Raw genomic sequence first — 16,210 nt, forward strand, 5'->3', positions numbered from 1 at the left:
CACCGGGGGAAGTCTAGGGGATGGGCTACAGGACGAAGCCCTCCGGGAAGGGGTCGGTGGGGTCCAGGAGGTACTGCGCGGTGCCGGTGATCCAGGCACGGCCGGTGAAACTGGGCAGGACCGCCGGGCGGCCCGCGACCTCCGTCGTGCCCAGCAGCCGTCCGGTGAAGCGGGTGCCGATGAAGGACTCGTTCACGAACTCGGTGTGCAACGGCAGTTCGCCCCGCGCGTGCAGCTGCGCCATGCGCGCGCTCGTGCCCGTGCCGCAGGGTGAGCGGTCGAACCAGCCGGGGTGGATGACCATCGCGTGGCGCGAGTGGCGGGCCGTGGCACCGGGGGCGTAGAGGTGTACATGGTGGCAGCCCCGGATGGAGGGATCCTCCGGATGCACCGGTTCCGCCTCGGAGTTGATCGCCTCCATCAGCGTCAGACCGGCCGCCAGGATGTCGTCCTTGCGGGCGCGGTCGAAGGGCAGCCCGAAGGCGTCGAGCGGGAGGATCGCATAGAAGTTGCCGCCATAGGCGAGGTCGTAGGTGACCGTGCGCCCGTCGGGCAGGGTGATCTTGCGGTCCAGGGCCACGGCGAACGACGGCACGTTCTGCAGGGCCGGGCGAAGGGACGGCGGCCCAGTACTATGTCACATGGTGCTGATTCTGAGGAGACCTCCGACGCTCTCGGCCCGCCACACACATGTCCCAGGCGTGGACGCCCCCTTGACGTCGCCGGATGCCGGATCGACACTCCGGAGTGGGAATCCTAGTGAACGGATAGGGAATGATGACGCGCCTCGGAACGGTCACCGGCCTCGCGGGCCGTACGCCGTTGCGCGCGCCCCTGCTCACCTCCCGCCGGCACATCGACCTGCTGCGTGTCTGCAGCGCGATCAGCGCCCACCGCTGAGCCGGGGCACTGCACGCCCTCGGCCGACGCCGCGCATCCGCACGCCCACCACCGGGGAGACGTATGTCCACCACTCCGCTCGCCACCATCCCCTCCGCCCACCGCACCGCCCCTGTTTTCCGGGGCCGGATCGGCCGTGACGCGCGCAGCGGCCACTACGCCGTGCCGCACCGCTACCGGCTCCATCTGTCGACCGCCTGCCCCGACGGGCTGCGCCTCGCCGTCGGACACAGCCTCCTCGGTCTGGACGGCAGTTGTCCGGTCACGGTCCTGCCCGCCGTACCGGACTGTCCCGGCGGCGGCCACTCTGCGCTGCGCCCGCTGTACGAGGCCAGCGCCCACCGCCACACCGGTCCGGCCCTCGCGCCCGTGCTCAGCGACGACTGGTCCGGACGTATCGTCAGCACCCATGCCCGGGACATCCTGCGCGACCTCGACCGCTTCCCGCACGAGAGCCGTGTCGTCCTGTATCCGTGCGGCCTGGAGTCGGTGATCGAGGCCGTCGAGCGGATGTGCGCAGAGGGCATCGAGGAGGCCGCGCAGCGCGCCGGGCAGACCGACACCGACCCCGCCGAGCGGGCCGCCGCCCTGGACGTGCTCCTGGACACCCTGGGCCGGCTGGAGAACCGGCTGGCCGCAGAGGAGCACCCGGTCGCCGACCGCCTCACCGCCGCCGACGTCGAACTGTGGGTCAGCCTGGTGCAGTTGGACACCGTCCACCGCTGTCACCTCGACGCCTCCGCCGTCCAGCGCATCGCCGGCCACCGCGCCCTGTGGGCCTACGCCCGCCGCCTGGCCGCCCATCCCGCCTTCGGCCACCATCTCGACCTCGACGGCATCTCCCGGCGCCACCATGGCCGTTGCCGGGGCCTGGAGGCCGCAGGTGCTGCCGTCCAGATCCTGGACTGGGCGGGCCACGCCGCGGATGCCCACAGTGACAGGTGACGCCATGTACGCAGCTTCCAGGACGGCCCCGAGCCGCGCCCAGGGCTGCGTACGGTCGTACGGCGGGCTCCTCGTCGCGGACCGCGGCGGCATCCTCTCGGGAACAACCGCGGTCGGCCGCGCCTTGTGAGTCATGACGAGATCCGCGAGGCGGTCGCCCGACCGGCCCGCCCCGCTCGACGGACGGAGGTGGCGGCCGTGACACGTGTACTTCCGCTGCGCGCCCCGCGCCCGTACCGCTCCGTCCTGCTGATATCCCGGCCGCACATAGACCTTCAGCGCGTGTCCGCCGCGCTCTGTCGCCACTGACCTTCTCCCCGGCCTGCCCAGCCTCAAGGCCCGGGTCTGCCCCTGCCGCGCTCGCCCTCGCCGACGCCTGCCCTCGCCTGGAGTTCGTCTGGAACCGGGACCTGTCGGCCTACGACCCGGAGGGCCCGCTGCCCGACGTCGACCCGGTGGTGGGCGAGGAGCACATCTCCCGGGGCCGCGCCCAGGTGCGGATGTACCGGGATCCGATCGCCATCGCCCGCGAGTGGCGGCAGCTCGCCCGGGCCAACAAGTGGTCCATACGCGAGCTGGTCATCAACACCGGCAACCGGCAGACCTTCGTCGGCTCCCCGGCGACCGTCGCCGCGACCATCGACGACTTCGTGCAGGCGGACGCCTCCGACGGCTTCATCCTCGTCCCGCACCTCACCCCCGGCGGACTCGACCCCTTCGCCGACAAGGTCGTGCCCCTGCTCCAGGAACGGGGCGTGTTCCGCGCCGACTACACGGGCACGACCCTGCGCGACCACCTCGGCCTCGCCCACCCGGACGCGGACTCTGCCGCCTCGCGCCGGCGGGTCGCATCCTGAGGTTCCTCGCGATCACCATGCAAAGCGTGGTCGCGGTCGTCACCTCCCCCGTAGGTGACGACCGCGACCGCTCCCCCGGTGCCGGACATATGGTCGGTGTCGCCCGTGTGCCGTCACCAGCACATGACCGCCGTCTCCCCCGAACCCCAGGTGGAGTAGAGGCGGACGCGGACGACATAGCGGCGGCCCTTGACGAGCCGGACCCCGACGGCGGCGTTGTCCGGCGTGCCGCCGTCGTCGTGGCCCGCGAGGAAGCGCGGCACCCCGTCGCGCTCCTCGAAGACCACGAGCAAGGTGTCGGCGTCGCCGAAGGTGCCCACGGTGTAGTCGCGGGTCTCCGGCGGCTCCATGGTGAAGTCGGCCTGCTCACCCCGTGCCAGACCGAGCGGCGCCGACCGGAACGGCACCAGCGCGGCCGGCCCCGCCGGGTCGGCCGGCGGATACCAGCGCAGCACGAACTCCTTGTCGGCCGGGGACGGGTCGCCGGACGGAGACAGCCCCCCGCGGTACTGCTCCGGCTCCAGCACCAGCCCCGGCCCGAACGGGAACGTCATCACCGACTGCGGATCCCACACCGAGCCGCTCGCCTCGCCCGCGTCCAGCTCGCGCAGGACGTTCTTGTACGTGGTCTCCCGGCTCCAGAAGTTCGGCGGGCCCGCCAACTCGGCGTACACGGCCTCGTCGTCCCAGTGGAGCCCGGCGTACGGGTTCTGGTGCTCGTGCACCATGCCGAGCGCGTGCCCGATCTCGTGCAGCACCGTGCCGCGCTCCCCGGGCCCGGTCACGTCCCAGCCCAGGTTCATGGTGCGTTCGCTCCGGCCGACCGACAGCGCCTGCCGGCCCACCGCCGACCAGGAACCGCCGCCGGCCTGGAACCCGATCCGCAGCTCCGCCTCACGCGGGTCGCCGACCTCGGCGAACGTCACGCCGATGCCGAGCCCCTGCCACTCGCGGAAGGCTTCGCGGACCACGTCCCGCTGTTCCTCGGTGCCGGCCCATGGCACCCGGCGCGGCTCACCGGTCCCGGGGACCGGGATCACCGAGGCGTCGGAGGCGTCGGAGCCGTCGTAGAGGTAGTAGTGCAGGACCGTGCCGTTGACCCACATCCGCCGCCCGGCGAGCAGCGCGCCATGCCGCTCGGCGGTCAGCCCCGGTGCGAAGCACGGGGCCGGCTGCCGCGGGAGCGAGCAGAGGCGTCGGGTCATGCGGCCAGCGTGCCCGCCCGCGCCGCCGGGCGCCTGAGTCGGGGGCTACTCAAGTCACCCTGCATCAAACCTGAGTACGCGCGCTCTGCATGATGTGAGGACTTACGAGCAGGACGCCAAGACGCTTGACCTGCCCTGGCCGTTCACCGGGCGGGAGGACGAACTGGAGCTGGTGCGCGCCTCGTCGGCCGGCGGCGGCCACGGCATCGTGGTGACCGGACCGGCCGGCCACGGCAAGACCCGGCTCATCACCGAGGCGGTCCGGGGCACGGAACACGCCCTGGTCACCGGCACGCCCGAGGCCCAGGGCCTGCCCTTCGCGGCGTTCGCCCACCTGCTGCCCGACACCGTGTCCCTGCACCGCGCGGTGCGGATCCTGTCCGGCGTACGGCTCCTCGTCGTGGACGACGCGCATCTGCTGGACGAGCCCTCCGCCGCCCTCGTCCACCAGCTCGCCGTGCACGGCCGCACCCGGCTCGTCGTGGCCGCGGTGGACGGCGTGCCCGCGCCCGGCGCGGTGTCCCGGCTGTGGACCGGTGAGCTGCTGCCCCGGCTGGCCCTCGAACCGCTGCCCTGCGAGGACATCGCCCAACTGCTTGCCACCGCGGGGCTGGAACCGCTCACCGTCCGCCGTCTGCACCGGATGTGCCGAGGCGATCTGCGGCTGCTGCGCGACCTGGTCGCCGCGCTGGGCAGGGCCGGGCGGCTGATTCCCGTTCCTGGTACGCAGGAGCGGGCCTGGCGGGGGGCGCTGCCGGTCACTGCGGCCGTACGGGAGCGGCTCGCCCCCGTGCTCGAACGCTCCCGCCCAGGCGAACGGGAAACACTGGAGCACCTGGCCTTCGCCGAGCCGCTGCCCCTGCCGCTGGACGACCTCGCACCGGATGTCCTGGAGCCGCTGGAGGCGGACGGTCTGATCCATGTCGACGACCAGGACGGCGCCGTCACCCTCGCCCATCCCCTGCACGGGGCGGCTCTACGGGCCACGGTCGGCCGGCTGCGGGCCCGCCGGCTGGCCGGCCCACCGCGCGACCACGGTCCGGCCCTTGAGGCCGAACGGCGGGTCCTCGTACGGGCGATCGAGCGGCTGGACGTCCGATCGATGCCCACCCCGGTGGGGGAGTGGCTGGTGTCGGATGGTGCGGTACTACCGGCCGGGTACGCCGCCGTACGCGCTCGGTTCGCATGGCTGCGAGGGGAGGTTCGCGACGCCGCCGCTTGGGCGCGGGAGGGGTTGCGGGGGGCGCCGGGCGATGAGGGATGCCATGCGGAACTCCGCCGGGCCGGTGGTGAGTCGGGCCGGAGCGAGGACGACGACGTGTACGCCCGGTACGAGGCCGTACGCCTCGGTGACCCGGAACGGGCGGCCGGGCGCCTGCCTGCGGGGAGTGTGTTCGCGCGGCACGCCGACGCGCTGGCGCGGAGGGACGGGGACGGCCTGGACCGGGCCGCGGAGGCCCTGGAGGCGCATGGCTTCCTGCTGTTCGCGGCCGAGGCCCGGGCGCAGGCCGTGCGGGTGCACCGGGATCCGCGTGCCGCGCGGGTGTCCCGGACCCGTGCGGTGGAGCTCGCGCGGCGCTGCCAGGGCGCGCGGACGCCCGCCCTGGCCGGGCTGGCCCTCGGCGAACTCACCGCTCGGCAGCGGCAGATCGTCACGCTCGCGGCGGCGGGGCTCAGCAACCGGGAGATCGCGGAGCGGTTGACCTTGTCCGTGCGGACGGTGGGGAATCATCTGTACAGCGCCTACAGCCGTCTCGGCACCGGTGATCGGGGAGCGCTGCCGTCGCTCTGTGCATCGGCGTGAGGGCGTTCTCACGCCGCCCCGAAGGCCGCGAAGGCCCACCCCGTCGCCTGGTGCACCGCGTCGCCCGGCAGCGCGGTGCGGGCATCCCGAAGTGCCTCCGCCAACGTCAGTCCCGCACCCAGGCCCTTGTGCAGGGCCAGCATCAGGGGGACCACGGCCGCGTCGTTGACCGGTGCGCTGCTCGCCACCACCCCGGCCGTGCCGAGCGGCAGCAACGCGGTGACGAGGCCGAGGAGTTCGTCGGCGCCGACGGAGGCGAGGCGGGCGGTGTCGCAGCTGGAGAGGATGATCCGGTACGGGCTGCGGGCGAGCCGTTCGAAGTCGTGGACGATCAGCGGGCCGTCGGCCATGCGGAGGGCCGAGAAGAGGGGACTGTCGGCGCGGAACGTGCCGTGGGCCGCGAGGTGGGCGAGTGCCGCGCCGTCGAGGTGTTCCAGGATCCGCGGAACCTGGGCGTCGTCGCCCTCCAGTACGGTCGCCGTGCCGCAGCGGGCGGCCAGTACCGGTACTTCCGCGCCGCCGGTCGCGAGGCCGGGCCCGCGCACCAGCACATGCCGGCCGCCCGGCGGCGGCTGGGTCTCGCGGGCGCGCAGCCAGCTGCCCGCCGACGGGGAGACACTGAGCACCCGGTCCCGCAGCGCGGGCAGCAGCGCCCACGGCACCCGGTGCAGCGCCCCCGGTGGCACGACCACCACCGGGCCCGAGCCCAGATGCGGTACGGCCCCGCCCAGCAGCAGTTCCTGCAGCCGCAGGCCCGCGGCCTCCACCAGCGGCAGCCGGGCCTCGGCGCCGGGGTGGGCGAGGCGCCGCAGCCCGGCCTGGACGTACTCGGCCTCGGCCACCGCCTCGGCCAGCATGCCGCCGGTGAACCGCCGTACCCGGCCCTGTCCGCACAGCAGGACGTGCACCCGCCCGTCGACCACGGCGAGTTCGACCAGGCGTGCCTCGCCGAGCCGGTCCAGCAGCCGGGCCACCTCGAAGCGGTCGCCCTCGTGCGGGGCGGAGCCGCGCATGTGGTGCGTGCGGGAGCGGATCTCCCGTTCCAGGCGCCGCTGTTCGCGCTCCAGCGCGGGCACCGGACGGCCCTCCATCCGGGCCTCCTCGGCGCGGGCCGCGATCTCCCGGTAGGCGGTCAGGCCGCTCAGCAGCGCCGGGTCGGCGGGCGGCCGGGTGGGCGGCGCGGACAGCACGGTCGCCCGCCAGCGCTCGCTCCATTCCAGCAGCCGGCGGGGACCGCCGTGGGCCAGGCTCACCTCCTGGGCGAGCGCCGCCAGTTCGGCGCCCTGCGCGGTGGCGTGCGCCCGCAGCTCGGAGGCGCCGAGGGTCATCCGGTGGTCGTCCAGCACGTCCAGGCCGCGCCGGCAGGCCTCCAGCACACCCCGCCGGGACCCGGCCGCGCGCGCCCGGAGCGCCTGTGCCGCCCAGCCCGTCACCCGGGCCGGCGGCGGGCCGCCGTACCGGCTGCGCGCGGCCACCGCCAAGTGCCGTTCGGCGTCCGCGGTCCAGCCCAGCGCGAGCGCGATCCGGCCCGCGAGGAGGGATGCCTCCGGCGCGGCGGGGGAGCCGAAGGAGGCCAGCTTCTCGGCGACCGCCGCCGCGTCTGCCACCATCCGCCCCGAGCGGCGCCCGGCCGCCACCCGCGCCGAGATCAGCACCAGCCGGGCGTGCTGCTCCCACCACATCCGCCGCTGCGCCGCGAACAGCCGTACGGCGACGGCGGCGCGGGCCACCGCGGTGTGCGCGTCCCCGGCCGAGCGGGCGGCCCGCGCGGCGGCCAGCAGCAGCTCGGCCTTGCGGGTGGACTGCCCGCCGATCCGGTCCAGCAGCGCGATCGTCGCGTCCGCCTCGGCGAGCGCCTCCGGGGCGAGGCCGGCCGCCATCAGCACCTCGCAGCGCCGGAGGGACAGCATGTAGGTGGGCGTGCCGAGTTTCGCGTACCGCTCCTCGGCCTCGTCGAGCAGCCGCAGGGCGGCCGGGATGTCCCCGGACCGGAACGCGGCCAGGCCCCGGCTCTCCACCGCGTCGGCCTTGTCGTGCTCCTGGCCGGTGGTGTCCCACAGCCGCTCCGCCGCCGTGAAGTCGGCGGCCGCCCGGTCCACCGCGCCGAGCGCCAGATGCACGGTGGCGCGCAGGGTCAGCGCCCGCGCGGTCCAGATGTCGTCACCGAGCTGCCGCAGCACGGGCAGCGCCCGCCGGACGTCCTCCAGCGCCTCCCGGTGATGCCCCAGCACCCACCACACGTACGCCCGCCGGTACAGCACCCGGGCCCGGGTGTGCCCGCTGCCCCGGGCGACCCCGCGCTCGAAGGAGGTGAGACCCTGCCGCGTGCGCCCCGCGTGCACCAGTGCGACCCCGAGCGTGGCGAGCACATCCGCCTCGCGGTCGGCCGAATCGGCGCGCGCGGCCAGGTCCCGGGCCCGGCGCAGATGCCTGAGCGCGATCCGCAGATCCCCGAAGTCCCGCTGCCAGATGCCGAGCACCTGGTGGGCGACGCTGGCGTGCAGCGGCGGCGGACCGGCCCCCAGCACCTGTTCCGCGCGTGCCCGGGCCTCGCCCGGGTCGGCGAACACCAGGGGCAGCAGCTCGAGAACCGACTCGCTTCCCGCCGTCACGTCTCGCATGGTAGTGGCCACCTGTATCAGACGGTGGCCCCGCGGCTCTCACTGTCGAACACCGTCTTCAGGGGGAGGACAGGCCATGGCTCCACAGCGGTTCCACGAGCAGTTCGAGCACATCCGGCGCTCCATGCCGGACACATCCCTGGCCATGGGGCCGGACGACGACGCCGCCCACTTCCTCTACGAGAAGGGCGTCGTCCTGGCCCGGGACGGCGAGGAGGCCCGGGCCGTCGAGGACGCCGTGCGCGCCCACTTCACCGCGACCGAGGGTCTGGTCCCCGACCACGTTCGGCGGGACGGCCCGGAGACCAACCGCACCGGCGTCACCCGCATCCGGGTCGCCGACCCGAGCTCCGGCGACGACACCGTCCCGCACGCCCTGCGCGCCCTGCGCGAGGCCGAGGACCGCCAGGGGCGCCGGCTGGTGAGCCGTAACCATGTGGTGCACATCGCGGTCAACGCCTGCCCCGGTGACGAGCCGGTGCCGGTCGCGCGCACCCAGCCGGCCAACCCGGCCGCCGCCGACGGCGGTTACGCCGCGGACGGCTCCGTCGGGGTCCTCGTGATCGACACCGGCCTGGTGCACGACCACGGCTCCTACCCGCTGCTCGCCCACACCACGGGCGACGCCCAGACGGCCGAGACCGACGCCGACGGCGTGCTGCGCCAGTACGTCGGCCACGGCACCTTCATCGCCGGGATCCTCGCGGCCGTAGCGCCCAGCACCGACATCACCGTGCGCGGCACCCTGAACGACGCCGGGGCGATCCTGGAGTCCGAGTTCGGCGCCCGGCTCTTCGAGGCGGTCGACCAGGGCGGCTGGCCCGACATCATCAGCCTCTCCGCCGGCACCACCACCGAGAGCGGCGACGGCCTGCTCGGCCTGGACGCGTTCATGCGCGAACTGCGTGAGCAGCGCACCCTGCTGGTGGCTGCCGCCGGCAACAACGCCAGCGACACACCGTTCTGGCCCGCCGCCTACGCAGCCCTGCCCGAGTACGCGGACAGCGTGCTGTCGGTCGGCGCCCTCCGCGCCGACGGCGACGGCGCGGCCTGCTTCAGCAACCACGGCCCCTGGGTGCGGGTCCACGCCCCCGGCGAGCGCCTCACCAGCGCCCTCACCGGCTTCGACACACCCGTGCCGTACATCTACCAGCACTCCACCTACGACGCCTGCCGGTTCGGCTTCGACTACCCGTGCACCTGCCAGTTCCCGCGCCACACCGGCGTGCTGAGCGAGGGGCAGGAGAGCACCGGCGCCAAGCCGGACCAGGTGATGTTCGACGGTCTCGCGCAGTGGAGCGGCACCTCCTTCGCCACCCCGGTCGCCGCCGGTCTCGTCGCCGCGCTGATGACGGCGCAGGGGGAGCGCGACCCGCGCACCGCGCTCGCCCGGCTGCTCGCGGCCACCACCGGCACCGCAGAGGTGCGCGGGGCGCTCGTCCCGGCGCTCCGGCCGCCCACCTGGCGCCCGGTCCCGGTCGTGGCCCCGGCCGTGCCCGCATGAGGTGCGGAACGCTCCACTCCACGGCGTACGATGACGTGCCGTACATGAGGGGTGGAGCCGTGGACCGAACAGAGGTCGGCGCGCTCGTCCAGTCCGCCGTCGACGGGGACGCCGCGGCCTGGAAGGCGCTGGTGGAAGGGATGAGTCCGCTGGTGTGGTCGGTCGTGCGCGCACACCGGCTCTCCGACGCCGACGGGCACGAGGTCTACCAGACCGTGTGGTTCCGCTTCGCCCAGCACCTGGGCCGGATCCGCGAACCCGACAAGGCGGGTTCCTGGCTGGCCAGTACGGCCCGCCACGAGTGCCTGAAAGTGCTCAAGAGCCTGACCCGGCTGACCCTGACGGACGATCCGCGGGTGCTGGACCGGGCCAGTGACGAGCGGACCCCGGAGGAGTCGCTGATCGACTCCGAGGACGAGGCGGACCGGGCCGAGCGGGTCCGTCGCCTGTGGCAGGAGCTGGACGGACTGGGGGAGCGCTGCCGGCAGCTGCTGCGCGTGCTGGTGGCCTCCCCGCCGCCCAGCTACGGTGAGATCTCGGCCGCGCTCGGTATCGCGGTCGGCAGCATCGGACCGCTGCGCCAGCGCTGTCTGCGCCGGCTGCGGGCCCGGATGGACGCACGGGGTGCGGCGTGAGTGACGAGCATTTGTTCCCGGAACCGGGTACGGCGGACGAGGAGTTGGCGGACTCCCTGCTGGAGGAGGAGCTGCGTCAGGTGGCCGCGGTCCTCGACCCGGTCCCGGACGCTCTGCGCCAACTGGCCCTGGACGCCTATGCGTTGCACGACCTGGACGCGCGGATCGCCGAGCTGACCTTCGACTCGCTCGTGGACGCGCTGCCGGTCAGGGGGGTGCCGGACGCCCCGCGGATGCTGACGTTCAGCGCGGGCGAGGTCACCGTCGACGTCGAGGTCACCGAGGACGGGCTGATCGGCCAGGTGCTGCCGCCGCAGTCCGCGCGCATCGAGGTGCTCGGCGGCCCGCAGACCGCCCGCCCGGTCGCGGTCGACACCCTCGGCCGCTTCACCAGTGACACACCACCGGCCGGCCCGTTCGCCCTCAGGCTGCGGAGCGGTGCGGAGGTGATCGTCACGGAGTGGCTGCGGGCCTGAACCCGCTCAGGACGTCATACGGACCAGGTCACGGGGAGCGTCCTCGGCCCGCGGATCATCGTGCGGTGCCGCCACCGCACCTCCTCGGCCGGCACCGCGAGCCGCAGCCTGGGCAGCCGGTCCAGCAGGGTGTCCACCAGCAGCTCGGTCTGCAGCCGGGCGAGCAGCGTGCCGGTGCAGAAGTGCGGGCCGTTGCCGAACGCCACGTGCGGGTTCGGATCGCGGTCGGGGTCGATGCGGTCCGGGTCCGGGAAGACGGCCGGGTCGCGGTTGGCGGCGAGGTAGGACACGTAGACCGGCTCGCCCGCGGCGATCCGGTGACCGGCGATCTCCACGTCCTCCAGCGCGATCCGGGCGAGCCCCACCGAACTGCGGTGCGGGATCCACCGGAAGAGCTCGTCCAGCACGGGACCGCGGGCCTCGGGACGTGCCCGCATCCGCTCCATCAGCTCCGGCCGGGTCAGCATCAGGTACAGCATCTGGCCGCAGTTGTGCGTGACGGCCTCGCCGCCGATCTGCAGCGGGCCGGCCAGCCCGACGGCCTCCTCCTCGCTGATCTCGCCGCGCGCCACGGCCCCGCCCAGCATCGAGTAGACGTCCTCGCCGGGGCTGTGGGCGCGGGCCCGGACGGTCGTGGTGATCCAGCCGTACAGGCCCTCCTTGGCCCGGCCGGCCGCCTCGGCCCCGTTGGTGGAGATGATCTCCCGGGTCCAGGCGTGCACCTGCGCCCGGTCGGCGGCGGGCACGCCCATCACCTCGCTGACCACGGTGAGCGGGAACGGCTCCAGCACCCGTTCCATCAGATCGGCCGGCGGCCCGTCCCGTACGACGGCCTCCACCAGCTCGTCCAGGATCGCCTGCGCGCGGGGCCGCAGCCGTTTCATGGCGCTCACCGTGAAGGCGCCGGCGACCGGCTTGCGCAGCCGGTTGTGGTCGGGCTGGTCGGCCCAGGCGAGCGAGCCCGGGCGGGGCGCGAAGTTGGGTGCCATGCGGGTCACCTGGCGGCGGGTCACCTCGGCGCGGCTGAAGCGCGGGTCGTTGGTGATCAGCTTCACGTCGTCGTGGCGGGTCGCCAGCCACGCCCAGCCCTCGCCGAACGGCAGCCGGATCCGGGTCAGCGGACCCTCGCGCATCAGGCCGGCGAGGACCGGGTCGAAGTCGGTTCCGTCCAGGTCGGGGGTGGGCCAGTCCCGTACGGGCGGCGGGGCGTGGCCGGTGAGCGTGGTCTCCTCGGTCATGCGCACCACCCTCGTACGGGGGCGGGGCGTTGTCCTGCCGGAGTGCGCCAGGTGGGGGGCGCTTCAGACCGCGTCCACAACCTGAGCCAGCGCGCCCGCCAGCCGTTCCAGCCCCTGGCCGGCCGGTCCGCCCGGCTCCGCCATATAGGTGTCCCGGCGGATCTCCACCATGAGGGCGGTGACCCGGGTGTCGGTGCCGTAGAACTCCAGCGGTACGTACGTCCCGGCGAAGGGGCTGTCCAGCCCCGTCTCCCCGCAGCCCGCGAACGCCTTGCGGGCCGCCTCGGTCAGCTCCGGCGGGGTGTGGAAGGCGTCCGTCCCCAGGCACACCGGCGGACGCGGCCCGGTGCCGTGCAGCTCGTAGGGGAGCGGCTCGGTCGGATAGGAGTGCACGTCGATGACGACGGCCCGCCCGGTGGCTGCCAGCCGTTCCGCCACCGCCTCCGTCATGGCCCGCGCGTACGGCCGGAAGTACCGCGCCAGCAGCGGCTCCGGATCGGTGTCCGCGGGCCGTAGTTCGCTCCGGTGCGTGGTCCGCGTGTATACGGCGCCCATGCCGACGGCCGTCATCTCCTCGCGCTCGTCCGGGAACCGCTCCGGGTCGACGACCAGCCGCGACAGCCGGTTCACGAACCGCCAGGGCGTGACGGCGCCCAGACCCGCGGCCCGCTCGGCGAGCTCGGCCGTGTGCGCGTCCGTGATGTGGTCCAACTCCCGCTCCAGCGCGGCGTCGTCCAGCACGATTCCGCGGCGCACGTCCTCGGGAACCGTCCGCGCCGAGTGCGGCACGTGCAGCAGGACGGGCGACTCGGGGGCACCGGGCAGGAGTTCGAAGGAGGGCACGGGTGGCTCCGAGGGCGTTGTCAGTGGTCTGGTGCAGGATCAAGGTGTCACATCGACACCGAGCGAGGGGCGGGGCCGGAGCATGCCGATCAGAAATCCCCGGGCGGCGGAGCACGCCTTCCTGGACGGGCTGTACCGGGACGGGTACTTCCCGGACCACGTCGTGGACAAGGGCCGGGCGATCCTGCTCGCCCTGTGCGCGCGGATCGAGGCCGAGCGGCCCGACGACCTGACCGCGCTGTACCGGCTGACGCAGGCCGCCACCGAGGAATTCAACGCACTGGAAGCAGAGTTCGAGGCGGCCGGCAGCGAGATCGAGACCGTGGCCCGCGAGGAGATAGGCGGCGACTTCTGGTTCGTCGCGCGGGCCTACGGCTTCGAGGACGCGGACGTGGAGGAGCTGATCGCCACCCGGGAGTGGTGAGCGTGCCCGGCAACTCCCCGCCCGGGGCAGCTGCTTGCCCTGCCGCCCTGCACATGGTTCCGCCCCGGCCGGTGTTGTTGCCGGCCGGGGCGGAGGGCCACTCACAAGGGCGGCTCAGGTGCCGTAGGCACTGGCGCCGCAGGTACTAGCTCAGGGATGCCAGCGCCTCGTTCCAGGTGGCCGACGGGCGCATGACCGCGTCCGCCTTGGCCTTGTCGACCTGGTAGTAGCCGCCGATGTCGGCCGGCTTGCCCTGGACGGCGATCAGTTCGTCCACGATCTTCTGCTCGTTCGCGGCGAGGGTCTCGGCGAGCGGAGCGAAGGCCTTGGCCAGGTCGGCGTCGTCGGTCTGCCGGGCCAGCTCCTGCGCCCAGTACAGGGACAGGTAGAAGTGGCTGCCGCGGTTGTCGATGCCGCCGACGCGACGGGTCGGGGACTTGTCCTCGTTGAGGAAGGTCGCCGTGGCGCGGTCGAGGGTGTCGGCGAGGACCTTGGCGCGGGCGTTGCCGGTGGCCGCCGCGTACTGCTCGAAGGAGGGCACGAGCGCGAAGAACTCACCGAGGGAGTCCCAGCGCAGGTAGTTCTCCTTGACCAGCTGCTGGACGTGCTTCGGCGCGGAGCCGCCGGCGCCGGTCTCGAACAGGCCGCCGCCCGCCATCAGCGGGACGACCGACAGCATCTTGGCGCTGGTGCCCAGCTCCAGGATGGGGAAGAGGTCGGTCAGGTAGTCGCGCAGGACGTTGCCGGTCACCGAGATGGTGTTCTCGCCGCGGCGGATGCGCTCAACCGACAGCTTGGTGGCCTCGACCGGGGACAGGACGCGGATGTCCAGGCCCTCGGTGTCGTGCTCCGGCAGGTACTGCCGGACCTTGGCGATGAGCTGCGCGTCGTGGGCGCGGTTCTCGTCCAGCCAGAACACCGCCGGGTCGCCGGTGGCGCGGGCACGGGTGACGGCCAGCTTGACCCAGTCGCGGATCGGGGCGTCCTTGGTCTGGCAGGCGCGGAAGATGTCGCCCTGCGCGACCGGCTGCTCGATGAGCACCGTGCCGGCCTGGTCGACCAGGCGGACCGTGCCCGCGGCCTGGACCTCGAAGGTCTTGTCGTGGGAGCCGTACTCCTCGGCCTTCTGCGCCATCAGGCCGACGTTCGGCACCGAGCCCATGGTGGACGGGTCGTAGGCGCCGTTGGCCCGGCAGTCCTCGATGACGGCCTGGTAGACACCGGCGTAGGAGGAGTCCGGGATGACCGCGAGGGTGTCGGCCTCCTGGCCGTCCGGGCCCCACATGTGGCCGGAGGTGCGGATCATCGCCGGCATGGACGCGTCCACGATGACGTCCGAAGGCACGTGCAGGTTGGTGATGCCCTTGTCGGAGTCCACCATGGCGAGGGCCGGGCCCTCGGCGATCTCGGCGTCGAAGGAGGCCTTGATCTCGGCGCCCTCGGGCAGGTTGTCCAGGCCCTTGAGGATGCCGCCGAGGCCGTCGTTCGGGGTGAGGCCGGCCGCCTTGAGGGTCTCGCCGTACTTCGCGAACGTCTTCGGGAAGAAGGCGCGCACCACGTGACCGAAGATGATCGGGTCGGAGACCTTCATCATCGTGGCCTTCAGATGCACGGAGAACAGGACGCCCTCCTGCTTGGCCCGGGCGACCTGCGCGGCGAGGAACTGCTCCAGCTCGGCGACGTGCATGACGGAGGCGTCGACGACCTCGTCCTTCAGCACCGGCACGGACTCGCGCAGCACGGTGGTGGTGCCGTCCTCGGCGACCAGCTCGATCCTCAGCGCGCCGTCCTCGGCGATGACGACGGACTTCTCGGTGGAGCGGAAGTCGTTCTCACCCATGGTCGCCACGTTGGTCTTGGACTCGGGGGTCCAGGCACCCATGCGGTGCGGGTGGGTCTTGGCGTAGTTCTTCACCGAGGCCGGGGCGCGGCGGTCGGAGTTGCCCTCACGCAGCACCGGGTTGACGGCGGAGCCCTTGACCTTGTCGTAGCGGGCGCGGATCTCGCGCTCCTCGTCGGTCTTCGGGTCGTCCGGGTAGTCCGGCAGCGCGTAGCCCTTGCCCTGCAGCTCGGCGATGGCGGCGCGCAGCTGCGGGATGGACGCCGAGATGTTCGGCAGCTTGACGATGTTGGCCGCGGGGGTCTTGGCCAGGTCACCCAGCTCGGCCAGGGCGTCCGGGACGCGCTGGTCCTCGTTCAGGTACTCCGGGAAGTGGGCGATGATGCGTCCGGCCAGCGAGATGTCCCGGGTCGTCACGGGCACACCGGCCTGCGAGGCGTACGCCTGGACCACCGGCAGGAACGAATGCGTCGCCAGGGCCGGGGCCTCGTCTGTGTAGGTGTAGATGATGGTCGAGTCAGTCACCGGGTGCTCCGCTCCACGTCTGCAACATTGCTCGACATCAAGATATCTCGTGATGGGGTCCGGCTCGACAGGGGTCCCGGCCGGGAAGACGTGGCGGGTCGGCGCAACCGGAAGCCGGCTTTGGCGGTCATGACAAACGATCACCCGCGAACCATGAGATATCCCAGCAGAGTGACGGCCCCGGCGGCCGCGCTCATGGGGACGGCGGCGGCACTGACGGTGGGCGCACCGGCCCAGGGGCGTCCCTCCGCACCGGCGTCGGCGGCGCGCACGACATCGGCGGCACGCACGGCCGTGGCGGTCCAGGCCGGCCGGCAGGGGCCGCACGGCCTGCCCCTGCGCTACGTGGTCCCCTCGGCCCGCGCCGCCGCCCTGGAACCGGCCCTCGCGCTC

General features: G+C 73.4%; 14 protein-coding genes and 2 pseudogenes. 10 read left to right on the forward strand and 6 right to left on the reverse strand.

What is annotated here, in order from left to right; all coding sequences use genetic code 11:
• Positions 1-25 precede the first annotated feature (25 nt).
• A pseudogene (locus ACZ418_RS10150) lies at positions 26-604 on the reverse strand (proline racemase family protein); the annotation flags it as partial.
• A 170-nt stretch (positions 605-774) separates the two neighbouring features.
• On the opposite strand from ACZ418_RS10150, the gene ACZ418_RS10155 reads away from it, so the two are divergent.
• From ACZ418_RS10155 to ACZ418_RS10175, 5 genes and pseudogenes are all read left to right on the forward strand, one after another.
• The gene (locus ACZ418_RS10155) at positions 775-900 is read left to right on the forward strand and encodes a putative leader peptide (protein ID WP_450986154.1); all 126 of its coding nucleotides are present in this window, start codon (positions 775-777) and stop codon (positions 898-900) included.
• Positions 901-963: 63 nt separating this feature from the next.
• Positions 964-1,845, forward strand: coding sequence for a glutathione S-transferase C-terminal domain-containing protein (locus tag ACZ418_RS10160; RefSeq protein ID WP_468359846.1), 882 nt, complete (start codon positions 964-966; stop codon positions 1,843-1,845).
• 4 nt (positions 1,846-1,849) lie between these two features.
• Positions 1,850-1,975, forward strand: coding sequence for a hypothetical protein (locus ACZ418_RS10165; RefSeq protein WP_468359849.1), 126 nt, complete (start codon positions 1,850-1,852; stop codon positions 1,973-1,975).
• Positions 1,976-2,043: 68 nt separating this feature from the next.
• Positions 2,044-2,154: a putative leader peptide gene (locus ACZ418_RS10170; protein ID WP_468359852.1), complete on the forward strand. Its 111-nt coding sequence runs from the start codon at positions 2,044-2,046 to the stop codon at positions 2,152-2,154.
• Positions 2,155-2,213: 59 nt separating this feature from the next.
• A pseudogene (locus ACZ418_RS10175) lies at positions 2,214-2,702 on the forward strand (F420-dependent methylene-tetrahydromethanopterin reductase); the annotation flags it as partial.
• A 113-nt stretch (positions 2,703-2,815) separates the two neighbouring features.
• On the opposite strand, the gene absR1 reads toward ACZ418_RS10175, so the two are convergent.
• Positions 2,816-3,907 carry a beta-glucuronidase AbsR1 gene (absR1, locus tag ACZ418_RS10180; RefSeq protein WP_468359855.1) on the reverse strand — a complete coding sequence of 364 codons (1,092 nt, stop codon included), beginning with the start codon at positions 3,905-3,907 and terminating at the stop codon, positions 2,816-2,818.
• A 94-nt stretch (positions 3,908-4,001) separates the two neighbouring features.
• Between absR1 and ACZ418_RS10185 the strand changes: the two genes are divergently transcribed.
• Positions 4,002-5,711, forward strand: coding sequence for a LuxR family transcriptional regulator AbsR2 (locus ACZ418_RS10185; RefSeq protein WP_468359857.1), 1,710 nt, complete (start codon positions 4,002-4,004; stop codon positions 5,709-5,711).
• Positions 5,712-5,719: 8 nt separating this feature from the next.
• On the opposite strand, the gene ACZ418_RS10190 is transcribed toward ACZ418_RS10185, so the two are convergent.
• The gene (locus ACZ418_RS10190) at positions 5,720-8,323 is read right to left on the reverse strand and encodes a CHAT domain-containing protein (RefSeq protein WP_468359860.1); all 2,604 of its coding nucleotides are present in this window, start codon (positions 8,321-8,323) and stop codon (positions 5,720-5,722) included.
• 85 nt (positions 8,324-8,408) lie between these two features.
• Here ACZ418_RS10190 and ACZ418_RS10195 point away from each other — a divergent pair, with 85 nt between their 5' ends.
• Genes ACZ418_RS10195 through ACZ418_RS10205 form a run of 3 tightly spaced genes read left to right on the forward strand, consistent with a single transcriptional unit; the run spans position 8,409 to position 10,947 of the window.
• A complete protein-coding gene (locus tag ACZ418_RS10195) occupies positions 8,409-9,836 on the forward strand; it encodes a S8/S53 family peptidase (RefSeq protein WP_468359862.1) in 1,428 nt (475 codons plus the stop codon).
• A complete protein-coding gene (locus ACZ418_RS10200) occupies positions 9,833-10,471 on the forward strand; it encodes an RNA polymerase sigma factor (RefSeq protein WP_468359866.1) in 639 nt (212 codons plus the stop codon). Before ACZ418_RS10195 ends, ACZ418_RS10200 begins: the two co-directional genes overlap by 4 nt.
• Positions 10,468-10,947, forward strand: coding sequence for a hypothetical protein (locus ACZ418_RS10205; protein WP_468359869.1), 480 nt, complete (start codon positions 10,468-10,470; stop codon positions 10,945-10,947). The genes ACZ418_RS10200 and ACZ418_RS10205 overlap by 4 nt, the downstream gene beginning before the upstream one ends.
• A 14-nt stretch (positions 10,948-10,961) precedes the next feature.
• Here ACZ418_RS10205 and ACZ418_RS10210 read toward each other — a convergent pair whose 3' ends face one another.
• Together ACZ418_RS10210 and ACZ418_RS10215 are read right to left on the reverse strand one after the other, a co-directional pair.
• Complete coding sequence (locus tag ACZ418_RS10210; protein ID WP_468359872.1) at positions 10,962-12,185, reverse strand: cytochrome P450; 1,224 nt, start codon at positions 12,183-12,185, stop codon at positions 10,962-10,964.
• 63 nt (positions 12,186-12,248) lie between these two features.
• Entirely contained in the window at positions 12,249-13,028 is a 780-nt protein-coding gene (locus ACZ418_RS10215; protein ID WP_468359874.1) for an N-formylglutamate amidohydrolase, read from the reverse strand.
• Positions 13,029-13,110: 82 nt separating this feature from the next.
• Here ACZ418_RS10215 and ACZ418_RS10220 point away from each other — a divergent pair, with 82 nt between their 5' ends.
• On the forward strand, positions 13,111-13,452 hold the full coding sequence (locus ACZ418_RS10220) for a DUF5713 family protein (RefSeq protein WP_468359877.1): 342 nt from the start codon (positions 13,111-13,113) through the stop codon (positions 13,450-13,452).
• 145 nt (positions 13,453-13,597) lie between these two features.
• On the opposite strand, the gene ACZ418_RS10225 is transcribed toward ACZ418_RS10220, so the two are convergent.
• Positions 13,598-15,817 (reverse strand): NADP-dependent isocitrate dehydrogenase, encoded by a 2,220-nt coding sequence (locus tag ACZ418_RS10225; protein WP_468359880.1) that lies wholly within the window; start codon positions 15,815-15,817, stop codon positions 13,598-13,600.
• Positions 15,818-16,210 lie beyond the last annotated feature (393 nt).

This window comes from Streptomyces sp. NPDC030820 (assembly GCF_055572075.1).